We start from the raw sequence: 17241 nt of genomic DNA on the forward strand, positions 1-17241 counted from the left end.
GCGCCGCCCCCGCCGCCGCGACCCCCGTGGCGGGCGGGCGGCCGTACGTGCAGGCGCGGGTGGCGACGACACCCGCCGAACCGGTCGCGGGGGAGGAGTTCACACTCCGGGTGGATCTGGTGGACGGCTCCACCGGACGGCCCGTGGACGACCTCACCGTGCACCACGAGGCGCTCGCCCACCTGGTCGTCACCAGCGCCGACGGGAGCTATTTCCGCCACGTCCACCCTCTGCGCGCGGCTCCGGGACGGCTGGAGGTCCGGCTGCGGGCCGAGCGCCCCGGCCGCTACCTGGCGCACGCCGAGCTGGAACGGGAGGAGTCGGGCGGGCAGCTCGTCGCCGCGAGCTTCGACGTCCGGGGCGAGGCCACCGCGGCACCCATCGGCGACGCCCCGGTGGCGGGGCCGGACGTGCCGCGGACACAGCCCGCCGCGCCCGTCGCGGGCCGTCCCACGACGGTCGAGCTGGCCGTGCCCGCCGGTGTGCGGCCCTGGCTCGGCATGACCGGGCACCTGCTCGTCCGCAACCAGGACGGCGACTTCCTCGGCCACGTGCACGAGATGGGCTCCCCGGGCTCCCGGCTGCGCTTCACCTTCAGCTTCCCCGAGCCCGGCCGCTACCTCGCCTGGATCCAGTACGCCACCGGCGACCGCATCGTGACCACCCCCTTCACCGTGGACGTGACCGCATCGGAGGCGCGGCGATGAGGATGAGACCGCTCCTGGCCGTCGCCGCGCTGGTGGCGGCCGGGGCGACGGTGTTCGTCGTGGGCAGGAGCGGGACGGCCGGGCCGCTCGACGTGACCACGACCGGCGCCCGCTACGCCGCCACCGTCCTGATCGAGGACCCGGCGCCCGGCCGGGTCACCGTGGAGGTCAGGGTGGACAAGGGCGACGCGGACAGCGTGGCGGTGTCCGCGGTGATGGCCGAGATGGGCCACGCCACCCCCGAACTCACCACCACCGAACGCGAGCCCGGCCGCTTCCTGGCCGAGGGGGAGCTGTTCTCGATGGCCGGCGTCTGGGAACTGACGATCCGTCTCGACGGGCCGGCAGGCGAGGAACAACTCATCACAAAAACCCTGATCACCGACTGACCGTCAACGGGTCGCCGCCCGGCCACGACCGTGGCCGGACTGTGCCGGGTGTAACGGGGCGCCCACAACCCGCCGCCCTCCCGGGCCCGACCGGCTCTTGGTTCCGGGCTGCCCGGCCCCGGCCGGCCCCGCCGCCCCAGCTTCCGGCGGCTACGGTCTTCGGCCCGGCCCTTGGCTCCGGCCCGTCCTCGGTTCCCGGGTTCCGGTGGTTGGTTTTTCGTTCTCCAGGCCGGGGCTTGACAGTTCGCGAACCTACCTAAATGATTATTCCTACTTGTACAGTAGGAATGATAGGGAAGGGGAGATCGTGCGAGCGCTCATCCTGCTCGGGCTGGTCGGCCTCGCGGCCCAGCTCGTCGATGGCAGCCTCGGCATGGCGTACGGCGTCACGTCGACCACGCTGCTGCTGGCCATCGGCACCAACGCGGCGGCTGCCTCCGCAACCGTCCACCTCGCCGAGATCGGCACCACGCTGGCCTCGGGCATCTCCCACTGGCGCTTCGGCAACGTGGACTGGAAGGTCGTCGCGAAGATCGGCATCCCCGGGGCGGTCGGCGCCTTCGCCGGGGCGACGTTCCTGTCGAGCCTGTCGACCGAGCTCGCCGCGCCGGTCATGTCGATCATCCTGCTGAGCCTGGGCGTCTACATTCTCATCCGTTTCACCGCGTTCGGCCTGCCGCGCGGCAACCTGGGCAAGCCGCTGCGCAGACGTTTCCTCGCGCCGCTCGGCCTGGTGGCCGGTTTCGTGGACGCCACCGGCGGTGGCGGCTGGGGCCCGGTCGGCACGCCCGCCATCCTCGCCAGCGGCCGGCTGGCCCCGCGCAAGGTGATCGGCTCGATCGACGCCAGTGAGTTCCTCGTCGCCATCGCCGCCAGCGTCGGCTTCTTCGTCGGCATCGGCTCCGAGAACATCAACTTCTCCTGGGTCGCCGTGCTGCTGCTCGGCGGCGTCATCGCCGCGCCGATCGCCGCCTGGCTCGTGCGGCACATCCCGCCGCGCATCCTCGGCTCCGCCGTGGGCGGCCTGATCGTGCTGACGAACGTCCGCACGCTGCTGCGCAGCGACTGGATCGACGCCTCCGGCGGCGTCCAGACCGTCGCCTACATCATCATTGCCGTGATCTGGGCCGCCGCGATCGCCTACTCCGTCCGCGAGTACCGTCGCGACAAGGCCAGTGAGTCGGTCGAGGCGGTGGAGAGCGAGCAGCGCCAGCGCACCACGACGGAGGAGGAAACGGCCTCCGCCTGAGCCGGCCCATGAGAATCTCCGCCCGCACGCAATACGCCCTGGGCGCCATGCTCGCCCTGGCCGTCGCCGACCGCCCGGTGCACGCTGAACGGATCGCCGTCACGCAGGACATTCCCCGGCGTTTCTGCGACAACATCCTGCTTCAGTTGCGCCGGGCAGGTCTCATCCGCAGCCAGCGCGGTCCCGACGGCGGTTACTGGCTCGCCCGTCCGCCCGGGGAGATCGCGCTGGCCGACGTCATCCGCGTCACCGAGGGGGCCGAGCAGGCGCTGCGCCCCTTCTCCCCGGCCGCCGCCCCGCTGGCCGCGATCTGGGACCGGCTGCGCAGCCACGAGAACGCCCTGCTCAGCGAGATCACCCTGGCCGACGTCATAGCCTCGAACGGCCACGCTCACCCCGGGCGCGAGGCCCGGTAGGACTGGCAAGCTGGTGCGGTGGCTTTCGGAGTACGCGAGTTCGAACTGACCCTGATGCACCGCATGCGCGACGTGAACGCCGCGAAGGTCGAGGAGGCACTCGGCCGCATGCACGCCTCCCGCGCCGAACTGCGCGAGGCCCACGCCCGCTGGACCAGGCTGGCCCACGCCCCGAGGGCCCCCAAGGGGGCCGCCGCGCTGCGGATGGCGCTGGGCCCGCCGCCGCACCGGGGCCGCCGCCCGGCCGGCAGCCTCACCTGCGACGTGCTGCGCTGGCCGCTGCCGTCCTGGCCGGGCCTGGCGTTCGAGGCGCTGCTCGGCCCCGGCGGTGAGCTGTGGAACCAGTGGTTCGTCCGGCCATCCGGCCCGGCGGCGCCGTCCTTCGCCGAGCTGACGCCCTGGGCGTGCGTCGTGGCCGACGTCGGCGCGGGCTTCCCCGGCGCCGTGCAGATCGACGGCCCCGCCCCGCACCACTGGACGATCGACCTGCGCCACGACGGCCGCGTCCACCGGGCCCGCTTCGTCCACGGCCTGCTTCAGCGCCTCGACCCGGCCCCGGAGGCGCACGGCCGGGAGTGAGGCCGGGCCCGATCGTGCGGCCCCGGGCCGCGCCGCCGACTCGGGGACGGCGTCCGCGGCCGTCACCCCGCTCGCGTGCTCAGGCCGCGTGCGCCCGCGCCGCCGCCTTCCGCCACACCTTGAACAGCCGCCTGGCCGAGCCGCCCACCGGCCCGGCCGCCTCGTAGAGCACGCGGCGGGAGACCGGCTCGGCGCCGTCCACGGCGGCGACGGCGTCGTCCGCCGAGGTCAGCGTGCGCGAGCAGACGCTCAGCAGGTAGCCGGGGATCTGCAGGGCCGGGTCCGTGCAGCCCACCAGCGGCACGCCCACGGCGGCGACGACGGGGAAGACCGTTCCGGGGATGCCGATCGCGACCTCGGCGCGGGCCGAAGCCTGCACGGAGGGGACGGTGCTGATCTCGTACCGCTCCCACAGCGAGCGGTCCTCGCGGGGGTGCAGGCCGACCAGGATGTGCCGGCCCGCCGCCGCGAGGCGCTCGGCCGCGCCGAGCAGCAGTTCGGTGCCGGGGGCCGAGCCGCCGGTCTCGCTCGACCGGGTGACGCTGGTGAGCACCAGCACGGTGCCCGCCTCGGGCGCGTGCCTGGGCAGGTCGTCGGTCTGCGGCGTGCCCACCACCTCGATCGGGCGGCGTACGCCCAGGTAGTCGTCGAACACCTGCGCCTCGGCCGGCGACGACGCCGTGATCGCCCGCAGCCGCCCCCGGAACTCCTTCGCCCGCGGTGCCTCGACCGGGAGCTGGTAGGCCAGCGAGGAGGCGGCCAGCGGTAGCCCGCGCAGCCGGGCCGCGCACTCCGCGGGCCAGTCGCCGGCGCCCGTCACCACGAGCAGGTCGGCGTCGCCGGCCTCGTCGAGCAGTGTGACCGGGACCGGGTCGCCGGGCTTGACGCCCGAGCGGTCGGGGACGAGCTGCACGATCTCCCAGCCCTGCCGCCGAGCCTCGGGCAGCAGGGGCGAGACGTGATAGGTGCCCCACGGCTCGTTCGTGGCGATCAGTACGCGCGGCCTCCGCGGCCTGGCGGAAGCCCGCGCCGGGACGCCGCCCAGCACGGTGAGCCCGGCCCCGGCCAGCGCGCCGGCGAGCAGCGACCGCCGGGAAACAGGGGACATGTCATTAAAAGCCATGGAGTGGGAATCTATGGGGTGCTTTGGGCTGTGTTGTTAACACGGAGGGTCCTCCAGGCGAACGCGTCCGCCGGGAGGTGACGGGGCCGGGCCGGGTTGATGCGCCCCAGCCTGGCGCGTGGTGCCGCCCGCGACGATCCTGCCGATCGCCGGCGTGCCCGACCCCGAACAGCCTGCCGGTCCGGCGCTCTCCGCACTCGCCGTTGAGCACGTCGCCACCGTACCGGGCCCCCGCTCGTAGCGGGAGCGAGGCCAGAGGGAAACCCTTCAGGTATTTCCCATAGGCATAGTAGGAATATAGCCTGTCACGCGATCGGCCCGCAAGAGCAGCCGGCCGATCGCGGCTACGCGGAGCCCGTCAGATCCCCGCGACGATCTTCTCCAGCAGGTGCGGTCCGCGCTCGGCGCCCTCGCGGTCCCGCCTGGCCACCTCCTCCCTGATGATCGGGATCACGTGACGGCCGAAGTCGACGGCGTCGCCGAGCAGGTCGTAGCCGCGCGCCGAGATGATGTCCACGCCCAGGTCGTAGTAGTCGAGCAGCGCCCTGGCCACGGTCTCCGGGGTGCCGACCAGCGCGTTGGAGTTGCCCTCCCCGCCGGTGGCGGCCGACGTGGGCGTCCACAGCGCCCGGTCGAAGCGCTCGCCCCTGGCGGCGATGGCGATCAGCCGCCGCGCGCCCGTGTTCTCCGGGCCGTCGGGGTGGTGGCCGCGCGGCGGCTGCCGCACCGCCCGGCGCGTGGCGATCGCCTCGACCGTACGGTGGGCCTTCTCCCACGCCAGCTCCTCCGTGGGCGCGATGATCGGACGGAAGGCCGCCTGGATCCGCGGCCGGTCGGTCCGCCCCGCCGCCCGCGCCGCCGCCCACACCGACTCGATCTGCTGGGCGGTGTCGGCCAGCGGCTCGCCCCACAGGCAGTACACCCCGGCCTCCGCGCCGCCGGCGGCGTACGCGGCCGGGGAGGAGCCGCCGAACGAGACGCCGGGATGCGGCTGCCGCACCGGGAAGACGTCGCTGACGAAGTCGTGGAAGCGGTAGTGCTCGCCCTCGTGGTCGAACGGCTCCCTGCTGGTCCACACCTTCTTGACGATCTGGATGTACTCCCTGGTCCGGCTGTAGCGCTCGTCCTTGGTGAGCGTGTCGCCCTCGCGGCGCTGCTCGCGGTCGTTGCCGCCGGTGATGAAGTGGATGGCCAGCCGCCCGTCGCTGATCTGGTCCAGCGTCGCGAACGAGCGCGCGGCATAGGTCGGGTACGACACGTTCGGCCGGTGCGCGAGCAGGATCTGCAGCCGCTCCACCTTCGCGGCCAGGTAGCCGGCGGCCGGCGTGGGGATCGGCGTGTCGGAGCCGTAGGCGAACAGGACCCGGTCCCAGCCGTGGTCCTCGTGCGCGCGGGCGAGCCGGAGGGTGTACTCCTTGTCGAAGGCGAGCCCGGAGCGCGCGGTGGTCTCCGAGGCGTTGTTGGTGTAGGCGATGCCGAGAAACTCCACGGGCATGCGGAAGATCCTTTCCTGGCGGGTCCTGTCACGGGAGGAGACGGTGGCGGGCGTGGGCCGCCGCGAGCACGCCGCCGACCTCGGCCGTGCTGATCAGCACGGCCATGTTGGCCTGCGCGGTACGCCCGCCGGTGACGGCGTCCACGGCCCGCATGAGGTACTTGGTGATCGCGTTGCCCCGGACGCCGTCCCGCTCGGCGGCGGCCAGCGCCTCGCGCACGGCGGCCTCGGCCACGGAGGAGTCCACGGCGTCCTCGGGGCGCGGCGGGGTGGTGATGACGACGGCGCCGCGGTTGCCCGCCGCCCAGTGGTTCTCGACCACGCGGGCGACGACGTCCGGCTCGTCGATCCGGTGCGGGCTGCGCAGCCCGCTGGAGGCGCAGTAGAAGGCCGGGAAGTCGTCCGAGCGGAAGGCGACGAGCGGGACGCCCTGCGTCTCCAGGTACTCCAGGGTGAGACCGAGGTCGAGGATGTGCTTGGCCCCCGCGCAGACGACCGCCACCCGCGAGCGGGTGAACTGGATGAGGTCCGCCGAGACGTCCATCGTGGCCTGCGCGCCCCGGTGCACGCCGCCGATGCCCGCCGAGGCGAAGAACGGGATGCCCGCCAGCTCGGCGGCGACCAGCGAGGAGGCCACGGTGGTCGCTCCCGGCCCGCCCCGCGCCAGCGCCACGGGCAGGTCCCGGCTGCTGACCTTCGGGATGCCCGGGGTCGAGGCGAACCGCTCGATGTCCGCCTCGCCCATGCCGATCAGCAGCCGGCCCCCGTCCACCCCGATCGTCGCCGGGACCGCGCCGCCGGCCCGTACCGCGGACTCCACCTTGGCCGCCGTGGCCGCGTTGTCCGGGTACGGCAGGCCGTGGGTGACCACGTTCGACTCCAGCGCCACCACCGCGCGGCCCTCGGCCAGCGCCTGGGCCACCTCCTCGGCGACGACCAGCGGGATGCCGGTCAACTCCGGTACTCCGGCGTCTTGATCAGCAGCTCGGAGCGGCCCGCGATCCGCGGCTCGTACACCGTGCCGGCCCAGTCGGCGGGCTGCACCGGTTCGAGGGCGATCGACACCGCTCCCGGGTAGGTCCCGAGCTGTTCCACGAGGAGCGCGGTGAGCGCGTCCGCGAGCCGCCGCCGCTGCTCCGGGGCCAGGTCGAGGGGGAAGTGCTGGATCGTGACGTGCGGCATCAGAACTCCTTCGTGGTCGTCCGGATCGCGTGGGCCAGTTCGGCGACGCCGGGCTCCCTGAGCGCGCCGTAGTGGTCGGCGGCCAGGTCGATGACCGTGCCCGCGACGGTGGGCCGGTCGTCGCCCGCCGCCCTGATGACCGTCACGGGCGCGGCCAGGTCGCCGAACTCGTACGGGAAGGCGTAGGTCCTGGCCACCAGGCGGGTGATCCGGCGCACCAGCGGCCGGTCCAGCTCGGGCAGCAGGTCGCGCACGAAGTCCACGAAGGTGTCCTCGTCGCGCGCCCGCTCCAGGCAGCGTTCCAGGTCGGGGCCGGCGAGCGCGCCGGCGAAGACGGAGAAGAGGATCGAGACGTACTCCGGGTTCGCGAACGACGCCTCGCGCGGGCGGCGTCCGGCACCCGCCCGCGGGTTCCCCGGGCAGATCAGCACCAGCCCGTCCACCGTCTCGCCGGCCTGTTCGAGCAGCCTGGCGGTCTCGAAGGCGACCCGGGCGCCGAAGGAGTACCCCCACAGCGTGTACGGCCCCTCCGGCTGGGCCCGCCGGATCTCGGCCAGGTCGGCGGCGGCCATGTCGCCGATCGCCGGGTAGGGCACCTCGCCGGGGTTGAGCCCGTACGCCTGGATCCCGTAGAAAGGCCGCTCGCCCAGCCGGGCCAGCGGGCGCAGGTTCATCGGGTAGCCGCCCAGCCCCGGCCAGCAGAAGACCGGCCGTCCCGCCGTGCCCGGCCCCAGCGGCACCAGCCGCGAGGACGGCGTCGCCCGCCCGTCGTCGACCCGGGAGGCGAGCCCCCTCAGCGTGGGCGACTCGAACAGGGCCTGGAACGGCAGCCGGGTGCCGAACTCCCGGTTGATCCGGTTGATCAGCGTCACCGCCGTGAGCGAGTTGCCGCCGGCGGCGAAGAAGTCGTCCACCGCCGACACCTCCTCGTACTTCAGCGCCCGGCCCCACTCGGCGGCCAGCCGGCGTTCGGTCCTGGTCGCGGGCGGCGTGAACGGGACGGCGGGCCGCAGGGCGGCCAGTGCCCGCAGCGCGGCCGCGTCCACCTTGCCGTTGGCCGTCAGGGGCAGGGCGTCCACGATCAGCACCCGGCTGGGCAGCATGTAGTCGGGCAGCAGCCGGGCCAGCTCGTCCTTGATCAGCTCGGCGGGGCCCTTCATGTGCACCGTGTCCTCGCGCATGTCCTCGCCAGCGATCTGCCCGGCGCTGACCCGGCCGCCGAGGGCGAAGTACATCGCCTGCGGGACGCCGCCCAGCAGCCGGGCCACGCGGCGGGCGGCGGGCATCGGGTGGCCGCTCTTGGAGCTGTAGCCCGACGACATCAGGCCGAGGCCCACGCCGTTGCGCTGCAGGTGGTGCAGCCGGGCCCCGAGCACGACGTACGCCAGCCAGGGCCGCACGTCCGCCGCCGTCAGCGCGACGCCGAAGGACGCGCGGTCGTACACCTGCTGGTTGATGGCCACGACGTGCCGGCGCAGCACGATCTCGGCCGAGACCCGCTCCAGCGCGCCGTCGCGGTGGCGGTACCAGCCCGCCTCCAGGTCGCGCACGCGTCCCGGATGGGCCTGCACGTGGACCTCGACCGTGCCGGGTTCGGGAGGCCGGTCGTCGTGCCGCCGGATCTCGAACGTGCCGACGTAGTGGTCGTCCGGGGCCACGTCCAGCCGCTCCCGCACCGAGGCGATCCGGTCCACCGGGCGGATCGCCAGCCCGTACGCCGGCAGCACCTCCTCGAACAGGCCCACCATGTGGCCGGCCTCGAACTCGAGGACCTCGTGCACGTTCTCCCGGTAGACCGGCCCGATCGCCGCCCGCCTGCCGGACAGGTGCACCAGCAGCCGGGTCTGCTTCGGCATCCGGGCCGGGCCGATCCGGTAGAGGGCGTGCTCGGCCGGATGGTAGTAGTACAGCCCCGCCGCCAGGCCGTCCAGGCCGCCGGTCTCGATGTAGAGCTGGGTCGCGTACAGGGCGCCGGGGGAGGCGTAGGCGTACTTGGGCAGCAGCCGCCGGTCGCTGTGGAAGCGGCCGAACCAGCGCAGGATCCGCCCCAGCTCGTCGGGCCCGAGCTCGCCGGGATCGCGGCCGAGCGCGGCCGGCGGGCGCGGGGCGAGCAGGGCCAGCAGGTCCGCCCGCGTCACCGGGCCGCCCTCGTAGAACCGGTAGGTCTTGCGGGCGAAGGCCGCCCGCCGCTGGCCCGCCGGCTCGTGCCGGCCCCGCAGCGCCACCACGTCCCGGCCGGGCAGGTCCGTTCGCAGGCCGGTGCCGGCGAGCTGGGCGCGCACCTGGAGCCGGTCGGCCTTGGAACGGTGGTGGGCCGAGCGGTGCCCCTGGTCCATCAGCGCCGCCTCGTCCGGGTCCAGCTCGGCGCAGACCACCAGGTGCGGCGACCCGGTCCGCTCGTCGCGCACGACGACGGCCGCCGCCCGCCGCACCCAGTCGTGCCGCTCGGCGGCGCGGGCCACCTCGCCCGGCTCGATCCGGTGGCCGCGCAACTTGACCTGGTCGTCCGCGCGGCCGGCGAACTGGATGGTGCCGTCCGGGTTCCAGTACGCCAGGTCGCCGGTGCGGTAGAGCCGCTGGGTCGGGACGAATGGCGAGGGGATGAAACGTTCCCTGGTCTGCTCGGGCCGGTCGAGGTAGCCGCGGGCGAGTTGCGCGCCGCCGATGTACAGCTCGCCGGTCTCGCCGATGTCCACCGGGGCGAGGTCGCCGTCCAGGACGAAGCAGTGGGTGTTGTCCACCGGGACGCCGATCGGGAGCGTTCCATCCCCCTCGCCCGTCTGGCCGGGATCGACCACGTGCGCGGTGGCGTTGATCGTGCACTCGGTGGGGCCGTACAGGTTGATCAGCGACGCGCCGGGCAGCGCGGCGAAGAACTCCCTGGCCAGCCGTCTGGTCAGGGCCTCGCCGCCGGAGAAGACCCGGGTGAGCGCGGTGCAGCGGGACAGGCCGCCGCCCTCGACGAGCGCCTCCAGCAGCGTCGGCACGCACTGCAGCGTGGTGACGTCGTGGGCGACCATGGCCTCGACCAGCGCCTCGGGGTCGCGGTGGCCGCCCGGCGGGGCCGTGACCACGCGGGCGCCGAACGCGGGCGCGAGGATCTCCCACTGCGCGGCGTCGAAGCTCGCCGGAGTCTTCTGCAGCACCGTGGTGTGCGGGCCGATGTGCCCGCACGTGTGCATCCAGCGCAACTGGGAGGCGATGCTGTGGTGCTCGATCAGCACGCCCTTGGGCCGGCCCGTGCTGCCGGAGGTGTAGATGACGTAGGCGAGCGAGCCGGGCCGCCAGGCGGCCGGGCGCGGCCGGGGGCCGGGGCCGGGGCCCGCGAGGGCCTCGCCGAGCGGCACGACCCGGGTGCCCGGCGGGACCAGCTCCGACAACTCCCCGGCCAGGTGGTCCTGGGCGACGACGACGCCCGTCCGGCTGTCCTCGATCATGAAGCGTAAGCGGTCGCGCGGGTACTCGGGCGACAGCGGCAGGTAGGCCGCCCCCGCCAACAGGATGCCCCACACCCCGGTCACCAGGCCGGCCGACGGCCCGGCGTACAGGCCGACGCGGTCGTCGGGGCCGATCGACAGGCTTTGCAGGCGGGCGGCCAGCCGGCCGGCGTCCCGTACGAGCTCGCGGTAGGTCAGGCTGCCGCCCGCGCCCGTCACCGCGACCGCGTCCGGCCGGCTGTCGGCCTGCTGGAGCAGCAGGTCGGGCAGGCAGGCCCCGACGCCGACGGGAGTGCGGAGCCCGGCGGGACCGACGGAGGAAATGCTGATCATCATGCCCCCGAGTGGGTGGTGCCGAAGTAACGGTCGCCGAAGTCGCCGATGCCGGGGACCATGAAGGCGTCGTCGTTCAGCCGCTCTTCCATCGCGGAGACGACGATCCGGACGCCCGGGTGCGCCGCGCCGACGGCGGCGACGCCCTCGGGCGCGGCGATGAAGCCGATCAGCACGATGTGCTCCTCCCGCACACCGGCCTTGCGCAGCACCTCGATGGCGGCGTTCGCCGAGCCGCCGGTGGCCAGCATCGGCTCCAGCAGCAGCACGTGGCTCCCGGCGATGTCGTGCGGGAGGTGCTCGTAGTACAGGTGCGGGAGCTTGGTCCGCTTGTCCCGCTGGATGAGGATCTTGCCGATGCGGACGTCCGGGAGGATGTCGCGTACCTCGGCCTCCATGCTCTCCCCGGCCCTGACCACGGCCACCGCGCACACGTCCACGGCCTGCCTGAGGCCCCGGTAGGTCGCGCCCACCGGGGTGGTCACGTCGTGCTCGGCGAAGGGGAGCTGGTCCAGGCCGGCCTCCAGCAGCAGGCGGATGATCCGGCGGGAGTGCCGGACGAAGACGTCGAGCCCGGCCCGCCGGTCCCGCACGGCGGTGTGCAGCGCGCGGAGCTGGCGGGTCTGCGGGAGCAGGTGCAGGTTCGGCCGCGTGGACATGGCGGGGCCCGTCACGCGGCCGGAGGCTCGTCGAAGGAGGGCGGCAGCTCCGGCGTCGCGGTGAACTGGCCCGCCGCGACGCGGTAGAGCGAGCGCCGGCCGCTGCGCCGCCACACCTGGCGCAGCACGTGGACGAGCTTGGGGTTGTGCTCCTCCTCCTCGATGACGGCCCGGCCGACGATCGTGTCCCACTCCCGGCCGCGCGGCCCGTCGTCCACGGCGGCGGAGAAGAGCCGGTGCAGCGCGGCCAGCTTGTCGCGGCGGGGGAAGTCGCCGCCGGAGAACACCGTGCCGAGCAGCCCGATCCAGAAGCTGACGGCGGCGCGCCGCCGCTGGTCGTCCGGCAGCCGCAGGGCGATCTGCTCCAGCGCGTGCAGCGAGGTGATCAGGTGCAGCAGCACGAAGTCGCCGGGGCGCGACAGGTAGAGCAGGGTGACCGCGTAGTAGAGCGGCTCCCAGTCGTCGTCCCGCGTCCAGCCGGGTGTGTCGTAGAAGAGCGGGTGCCCCTCGCTCAGCGTGCGGGCGATGCGGAACTGCAGGCCGGAGCGGAGCAGCTCGGGATGGATGCGGCCGTCCTCGACGGGGGAGGTGTCGGCCAGCGTCGCCGCCACCCAGTGGACGAGCTCGTCGCGGCGCTCGTCCCACACGCCCGCCAGCCGCAGCAGCGACTCCACCGGCGTCTCGCCGTCGTCGGGGCCCGGCGGGCGGGCCCGCTCGGGATGGCAGGTCGCGTAGGAGAAGGCCAGGTAGGCCAGGCCCTCGATCGCCATCCACCGGTGACCGGCGTCCAGCGCCCAGCCGAGGTGGATGGTGGCGTGCGTGAACGCGCCGGTCCAGCCGGGCAGCAGCTCGGGCACGTAGCGGCGCAGGACCTCGTCCAGGCCGAGCGCCTGCTCCTGCCGGTCGAAGAAGTCGCAGTAGGACCAGAAGCCGGTGCGCCGTCCGAGGTGGGCGCGCCAGTTCCGCTCCGTGATGTGCAGCCGGTCCGGCCGGGGCGGCTCCAGGCCGAACCCGTACGAGGTGAGCTTGGCGTACGCGTCGTAGTACGCCTTGATCTCCCCGGCCGGCACGCCGAGCCCGGCCAGGGCGACGACGGCGTGCTTGGCGTGGTTGGTGAGATGGCCGTTGAACTCGATGTGGTAGGAGCGGTCGTCGAGGAGTTCGTCGATCACTTCTGCTCGGTCGGGCACTTCTGGATCTCCTTCTGCCGGAGACGGGCCGTGATGCGGGGCAGGCTGAGCCCCAGGAGCACGAGGGCCACGCCGGCGAGCCTGATCGGCGCCGGCAGCGTGCGCTGCTGGACGCAGTCGATCAGTACGGCGGACAGCACCTGCCCGCTGATCACCAGCACGGAGGCGCTCATCGCGCCCAGCCTCGGGAACACGTAACTGTTGACGGCGACGAACAGCGCGCCGAACACCCCGCCCGCGTAGGCGGCGACGGGCACGTCCGTGACGTCCGGCCAGGTCCGCAGGACGAGCAGGACCGCGCTCAGGAAGACGAGGCCCACCACGTGGTTCCACACGGAGGCCCGGAACGCGCCCGCCCGGGTGCTGAGCTGGCCGTTGATGGTGCGGCTCGCGCCGATGAGCACGCCGTTGAGCAGCGCGAGCAGGACGAAGAAGAGCACAGGGTCACGCCCCGCCGAGCACGATCAGCACGCTGCCCGCGAGCACGCACCCGGCGACCGCCAGGTCCGTGCCCGTGACGCGGCGTCTGGGGATGTGCAGCAGGCCCAGGTGGTCGGCGGCGGTGCCGAAGACCATCTGGCCGGTCAGCATCAGCGCGATGGTGCCGGCCAGGGCCAGCTCGCTGTTGACCGCGACCGCCGACAGGATGACGACGAGTGCGCCGGGGATGCCGCCCAGGTAGTACCAGAGCGGCGTCCTGGTCCGGGCGCCGCTCCCGGTGTTCTGGCCGGGTGCCGGCTTGCGGCGGGCGATCGTCAGCACCAGGACCAGCGCCACCACGGCTCCGAGGCCGTGCGCGGCCCAGGAGGCCCACAGCGCGTCGGTGTGGCGGGCCAGCACGGCGTTGGACAGGGTCATCAGCGTGAGCAGCACGCCGCCCGCGATCGCGAGCAGCCAGTCGAGCGCGCGTCCGGTCATCCCGCCAGCTCCTCGGGCGCGGCGGCCGTGCCCCGGAGCGAGCCGTTCGCCGCGCGGGCCACGACCTCGCCGAAGGTGCCGGCGATCCAGGTGGGACGGGCAGGGATCAGCTCGGCCGCGCTCTGCACGCCGTAGGTGACGGCGATCGAGCGCATGCCCGCGGCGTGGGCCATCTGGATGTCGTGCACGGTGTCGCCCACCATCACCGCGTGCTCGGCCGCCACCCCGAGCGTGCGCAGGACCAGCCGGCCCGACTCCGGGTCCGGCTTGGGCCGGGTGACCTGGTCCGCCCCGACGACCAGGGCGAACCGGTCGCGCAGCCCGGCCGAGCGCAGCAGCGCGTCGGCGTTGGCGTGGAACTTGCTGGTCGCGACGGCGAGTGTGCGGCCCAGCCCGCGCAGCTCGTCCAGCCCTTGCGTGACGCCGGGGAAGAGCAGTTCGGGGCCGCGCGGCAGGATGATCTCCTTGAACAGGCGCTGGTAGTGCCGCACTCCTTCGGTGACCAGGCCGTCGTCCGGGGGCACGCCGAGCAGGCCGGCGAAGGCCCGTCCGAGCGGGATCCCGATCGTGGCGCGGACGGCGGCGGCCTCCGGAGCGGCGACGCCCAGCGCGCCGAACGCCGCGGTGAAGGTCTCCACGATCGCGCTGGGGGTGTCGACGAGCGTTCCGTCGAGGTCGAAGACGGTCAGGTGGCTCATGACGTCAATCCTCTCCGGCCGGCGCGCGGGCGGGCCCGCCGGGTGGGGCGCTGGGCCTTCAACGTAGGCGGGTATTTGCTGTAAATCAAGTGGGTTTTAGGGGTAATTCGTTCTCGCCTGGCCGGGGCGTGGGGGATAACATGTATATCCAGTAGGAAATGTTGACTTTGTGATGGCGGGATCGTAGCTTCGTGGCCATGAGCCAGGGCTCCGACTTATCCGCCGTCCCTCGCCCGATGGGAGGCCCCTCGTGACGTTGCGCGAGGTCGAGACACCGCCGCCCCGCCAGGAAGAGGGACGGCCGCCCGAGGTGGTGACCGCCCGTCACCCCCTGCGCTGGCTGGGCGCGGCCGTCGTCCTGGTGCTGCTCGCCATGGTCGTCAGCGCCCTGGTGACCAACCCCGCGTGGGAGTGGGACGTCGTCCGGCAGTACCTGTTCGCGCCCTCGGTGGTGCGCTCGGTGCTGCTCACACTGGAGCTGACCGTGCTCGCCATCGGGCTCGGCTTCGCGCTGGGCACGGTGCTGGCCCTCATGCGGCTCTCGCCCAACCGGCTGCTGTCCGCGGTCGCCTGGGGGTACGTGTGGCTGTTCCGGTCGGTGCCGCTCATCCTGCAACTGCTGTTCTGGTACAACCTGGCGCTGCTCTACCCCCGGCTGTCGGTCGGGGTGCCGTTCGGCCCCGAGTTCTTCGACTTCGGCACCATGGACCTCATCGGGCCGCTCACCGCGGCGGTGCTCGGGCTGGCCCTGCACCAGGCCGCCTACGCCGCCGAGATCGTCCGCGGCGGGCTGCTGTCGGTGGACCACGGGCAACGGGAGGCCGCCGCCGCCCTCGGGCTGCCGCCCGCGCGACGGCTGTTCCGGATCATCCTGCCGCAGGCCATGCGGACCATCGTGCCCAACGCCGGCAACGAGATCATCGGCCTGGTCAAGGGCACCTCGGTGGTGTACATCATGGCGCTGCCCGAACTGTTCTACCAGGTACAGGTGATCTACAACCGCAACGGCCGGGTCATGGCGCTGCTGCTGGTCGCCGCCGTCTGGTACCTCGTCCTGACCACCGCCCTGTCGATCGCGCAGCACTACGTCGAACGCCACTACGGCAGGGGGCGGGCATGAACGGTCCCATGGTGGAACTGCGCGGCGTGCACAAGAGCTTCGGCGCCCTGCACGTGCTGCGCGGCGTGGACCTGGAGGTGCGCAAGGGCGAGGTCCTGGTGCTGCTGGGCCCGTCGGGCTCGGGCAAGTCCACGCTGCTGCGCACGATCAACCACCTGGAGAAGGTGGACCGCGGCTCCGTCCGCGTGGACGGGCGGCTGCTCGGCTACCGCCAGGCCGGCGACCGCCTGCACGAACTGCCCGAGCGCGAGGTGCTCCGGCAGCGCACCCAGATCGGCTTCGTCTTCCAGGCGTTCAACCTGTTCCCGCACCTCACGGTCCGGCAGAACCTCACGGAGGCGCCGCTGTCGGCCCAGCGCCGGCCGCGCGCCGAGGTCGAGCCGCTGGCCGAGCGGCTGCTGACCCGGGTGGGCCTGGCCGACAAGGCCGACGCCTACCCCCGCACCCTCTCCGGCGGGCAGCAGCAGCGGGTGGCCATCGCCAGAGCCCTCGCGCTGGAGCCCAAACTGCTGCTGTTCGACGAGCCGACCTCCGCCCTGGACCCCGAGCTGGTGGGGGAGGTGCTCGACGTGATCAAGGACCTCGCCAGGGGCGGCACCACGATGATCGTGGTCACCCACGAGATCGGGTTCGCCCGCGAGGTGGCCGACACCGTGGCGTTCATGGACGCCGGCCGCGTCGTCGAGCACGGCCCGCCCGCCCAGGTCCTCGACGATCCCCTGCACGAACGTACCCGCGCCTTCATCGGCAAGGTTCTCTGACATCCCCTGAGGAACGAACACATGCGCGCATCGCCCGCGCGGGCCCTCACCTTGCCCGCGCTCCTGCTCCTGCTCGCCGCCACCGCCTGCGGCGCGGAACCGCAGCTCGCCGCCCCGTCCGGCGCCCCGGCCCCTGTCGTCTCGGGCAAGAGGATGAACCTCGGCCCGGAGCAGAACCGGGTACGTGCCGAGAAGGTGGACGCCATCGCCGCCCAGGTGCCCGAGGAGGTCGCCGCCGACGGCAGGCTCAGCGTGGGCCACAGCGCCAGCGGGTCCCCGCCGCTGGTGTTCCCGGCCACCGACGACACCACGCTGATCGGCGTCGAGACCGACGTCGCCCAGCTCGTCGCCGACGTGCTCGGCCTGGAGTTCGCCCCGGAGAGCACCTCCTGGGAGAACCTGTTCCTGGCCGCCAGGTCCGGCAAGTACGAGGTCGTCTTCAGCAACGTCACCGTCACCGAGGAACGCAAGGACATCTTCGACTTCGCCACGTACCGGATCGACCAGCTCGGCTGGCAGGTGCCCGAGAACAGCCCGATCAAGGCGATCGACGGGCCCGCCGACATCGCCGGGCTGCGCGTCTCGGTCGCCTCCGGCACGAACCAGGAGAAGATCCTGCTCGACTGGGACGAGCAGAACCGCGCCGCCGGGCGCGAACCGGCCGAGATCCAGTACTACCAGCAGTACGGCGACGTGCTGCTCGCCCTCAAGTCGGGACGCGTCCAGGCGTACTTCGGCCCCAACCCGAACATCGCCTACAACATCGCCGTCAGCGGCGGCTCCCGGATCGCCGGCACCTTCTCCGGCGCGGGGCCCGACCTGCAGGGGCTCATCGCGGCCATGACCAAGAAGGACAACGGCCTGGTCAAGCCGGTCGGCGAGGCGCTGAACACGGTCATCGCCAACGGTAAGTACCAGGAGGTGCTCGAACGCTGGGGGCTGGGCAACGAGGCGGTCCCGAAGTCGGAGATCAACCCTCCCGGGC

Annotated in this window: 17 protein-coding genes and 1 pseudogene; 8 read left to right on the forward strand and 10 right to left on the reverse strand. The window is 73.2% G+C overall.

The genetic code is table 11. The annotated features are described in order from the left end of the window. The 5 genes and pseudogenes from FAF44_RS43770 to FAF44_RS43790 all read left to right on the forward strand — a co-directional run. A pseudogene (locus tag FAF44_RS43770) lies at nucleotides 1–707 on the forward strand (hypothetical protein); the annotation flags it as partial. After that, entirely contained in the window at nucleotides 704–1096 is a 393-nt protein-coding gene (locus tag FAF44_RS43775) for a FixH family protein (RefSeq protein WP_237109320.1), read from the forward strand. The pseudogene FAF44_RS43770 and the gene FAF44_RS43775, both read left to right, overlap by 4 nt. 307 nt (nucleotides 1097–1403) lie before the next feature. Beyond that, nucleotides 1404–2345, forward strand: coding sequence for a sulfite exporter TauE/SafE family protein (locus FAF44_RS43780; protein ID WP_237109321.1), 942 nt, complete (start codon nucleotides 1404–1406; stop codon nucleotides 2343–2345). Between the two features lie 8 nt (nucleotides 2346–2353). Beyond that, nucleotides 2354–2761 (forward strand): Rrf2 family transcriptional regulator, encoded by a 408-nt coding sequence (locus tag FAF44_RS43785; protein WP_237109322.1) that lies wholly within the window; start codon nucleotides 2354–2356, stop codon nucleotides 2759–2761. Nucleotides 2762–2779: 18 nt separating this feature from the next. Further along, a complete protein-coding gene (locus tag FAF44_RS43790; protein ID WP_237109323.1) occupies nucleotides 2780–3340 on the forward strand; it encodes a hypothetical protein in 561 nt (186 codons plus the stop codon). Between the two features lie 79 nt (nucleotides 3341–3419). Here FAF44_RS43790 and FAF44_RS43795 read toward each other — a convergent pair whose 3' ends face one another. The 10 genes from FAF44_RS43795 to FAF44_RS43840 form a co-directional block, all read right to left on the reverse strand. Next, the gene (locus tag FAF44_RS43795) at nucleotides 3420–4463 is read right to left on the reverse strand and encodes a hypothetical protein (protein WP_237109324.1); all 1044 of its coding nucleotides are present in this window, start codon (nucleotides 4461–4463) and stop codon (nucleotides 3420–3422) included. Nucleotides 4464–4821: 358 nt separating this feature from the next. Further along, a complete protein-coding gene (locus FAF44_RS43800; RefSeq protein WP_237109325.1) occupies nucleotides 4822–5958 on the reverse strand; it encodes an LLM class flavin-dependent oxidoreductase in 1137 nt (378 codons plus the stop codon). 28 nt (nucleotides 5959–5986) lie between these two features. After that, the gene (locus FAF44_RS43805) at nucleotides 5987–6913 is read right to left on the reverse strand and encodes a pseudouridine-5'-phosphate glycosidase (RefSeq protein WP_237109326.1); all 927 of its coding nucleotides are present in this window, start codon (nucleotides 6911–6913) and stop codon (nucleotides 5987–5989) included. Continuing rightward, entirely contained in the window at nucleotides 6910–7140 is a 231-nt protein-coding gene (locus tag FAF44_RS43810) for a tautomerase family protein (RefSeq protein ID WP_237109327.1), read from the reverse strand. The genes FAF44_RS43805 and FAF44_RS43810 overlap by 4 nt, the downstream gene beginning before the upstream one ends. Continuing rightward, nucleotides 7140–10913 carry an amino acid adenylation domain-containing protein gene (locus FAF44_RS43815; RefSeq protein WP_237109328.1) on the reverse strand — a complete coding sequence of 1258 codons (3774 nt, stop codon included), beginning with the start codon at nucleotides 10911–10913 and terminating at the stop codon, nucleotides 7140–7142. Before FAF44_RS43815 ends, FAF44_RS43810 begins: the two co-directional genes overlap by 1 nt. Beyond that, complete coding sequence (gene upp / locus FAF44_RS43820; RefSeq protein ID WP_237109329.1) at nucleotides 10910–11584, reverse strand: uracil phosphoribosyltransferase; 675 nt, start codon at nucleotides 11582–11584, stop codon at nucleotides 10910–10912. The genes FAF44_RS43815 and upp overlap by 4 nt, the downstream gene beginning before the upstream one ends. Further along, nucleotides 11581–12759 (reverse strand): questin oxidase family protein, encoded by a 1179-nt coding sequence (locus tag FAF44_RS43825; protein WP_237109330.1) that lies wholly within the window; start codon nucleotides 12757–12759, stop codon nucleotides 11581–11583. Before FAF44_RS43825 ends, upp begins: the two co-directional genes overlap by 4 nt. Beyond that, nucleotides 12738–13199: a DMT family transporter gene (locus FAF44_RS43830; RefSeq protein WP_237109331.1), complete on the reverse strand. Its 462-nt coding sequence runs from the start codon at nucleotides 13197–13199 to the stop codon at nucleotides 12738–12740. The genes FAF44_RS43825 and FAF44_RS43830 overlap by 22 nt, the downstream gene beginning before the upstream one ends. Nucleotides 13200–13203: 4 nt before the next feature. After that, nucleotides 13204–13677: a DMT family transporter gene (locus FAF44_RS43835; RefSeq protein ID WP_237109332.1), complete on the reverse strand. Its 474-nt coding sequence runs from the start codon at nucleotides 13675–13677 to the stop codon at nucleotides 13204–13206. Further along, nucleotides 13674–14375 (reverse strand): HAD family hydrolase, encoded by a 702-nt coding sequence (locus FAF44_RS43840; protein ID WP_237109333.1) that lies wholly within the window; start codon nucleotides 14373–14375, stop codon nucleotides 13674–13676. The genes FAF44_RS43835 and FAF44_RS43840 overlap by 4 nt, the downstream gene beginning before the upstream one ends. A 250-nt stretch (nucleotides 14376–14625) precedes the next feature. On the opposite strand from FAF44_RS43840, the gene FAF44_RS43845 reads away from it, so the two are divergent. The 3 genes from FAF44_RS43845 to FAF44_RS43855 all read left to right on the forward strand — a co-directional run. Further along, on the forward strand, nucleotides 14626–15495 hold the full coding sequence (locus tag FAF44_RS43845) for an amino acid ABC transporter permease (protein ID WP_237109334.1): 870 nt from the start codon (nucleotides 14626–14628) through the stop codon (nucleotides 15493–15495). Next, entirely contained in the window at nucleotides 15492–16256 is a 765-nt protein-coding gene (locus tag FAF44_RS43850) for an amino acid ABC transporter ATP-binding protein (RefSeq protein WP_272895850.1), read from the forward strand. The genes FAF44_RS43845 and FAF44_RS43850 overlap by 4 nt, the downstream gene beginning before the upstream one ends. Nucleotides 16257–16277: 21 nt before the next feature. Next, on the forward strand, nucleotides 16278–17241 hold a 964-nt coding region (locus tag FAF44_RS43855), incomplete at its 3' end, for an ABC transporter substrate-binding protein (RefSeq protein WP_237109335.1).

This window comes from Nonomuraea sp. MG754425 (assembly GCF_021699195.1).
Classification (GTDB): Bacteria; Actinomycetota; Actinomycetes; order Streptosporangiales; family Streptosporangiaceae; genus Nonomuraea.

What these genes read in the sequence shown, in the direction of transcription:
- FAF44_RS43775 (WP_237109320.1), top strand. Translation starts at nt 704, where the DNA reads ATGAGGATGAGACCGCTCCTGGCCGTCGCCGCGCTGGTGGCGGCCGGG.
- FAF44_RS43785 (WP_237109322.1), top strand. Translation starts at nt 2,354, where the DNA reads ATGAGAATCTCCGCCCGCACGCAATACGCCCTGGGCGCCATGCTCGCC.
- FAF44_RS43795 (WP_237109324.1), bottom strand. Translation starts at nt 4,463, where the DNA reads ATGGCTTTTAATGACATGTCCCCTGTTTCCCGGCGGTCGCTGCTCGCC.
- FAF44_RS43800 (WP_237109325.1), bottom strand. Translation starts at nt 5,958, where the DNA reads ATGCCCGTGGAGTTTCTCGGCATCGCCTACACCAACAACGCCTCGGAG.
- FAF44_RS43810 (WP_237109327.1), bottom strand. Translation starts at nt 7,140, where the DNA reads ATGCCGCACGTCACGATCCAGCACTTCCCCCTCGACCTGGCCCCGGAG.
- FAF44_RS43815 (WP_237109328.1), bottom strand. Translation starts at nt 10,913, where the DNA reads ATGATGATCAGCATTTCCTCCGTCGGTCCCGCCGGGCTCCGCACTCCC.
- FAF44_RS43835 (WP_237109332.1), bottom strand. Translation starts at nt 13,677, where the DNA reads ATGACCGGACGCGCGCTCGACTGGCTGCTCGCGATCGCGGGCGGCGTG.
- FAF44_RS43840 (WP_237109333.1), bottom strand. Translation starts at nt 14,375, where the DNA reads ATGAGCCACCTGACCGTCTTCGACCTCGACGGAACGCTCGTCGACACC.
- FAF44_RS43850 (WP_272895850.1), top strand. Translation starts at nt 15,492, where the DNA reads ATGAACGGTCCCATGGTGGAACTGCGCGGCGTGCACAAGAGCTTCGGC.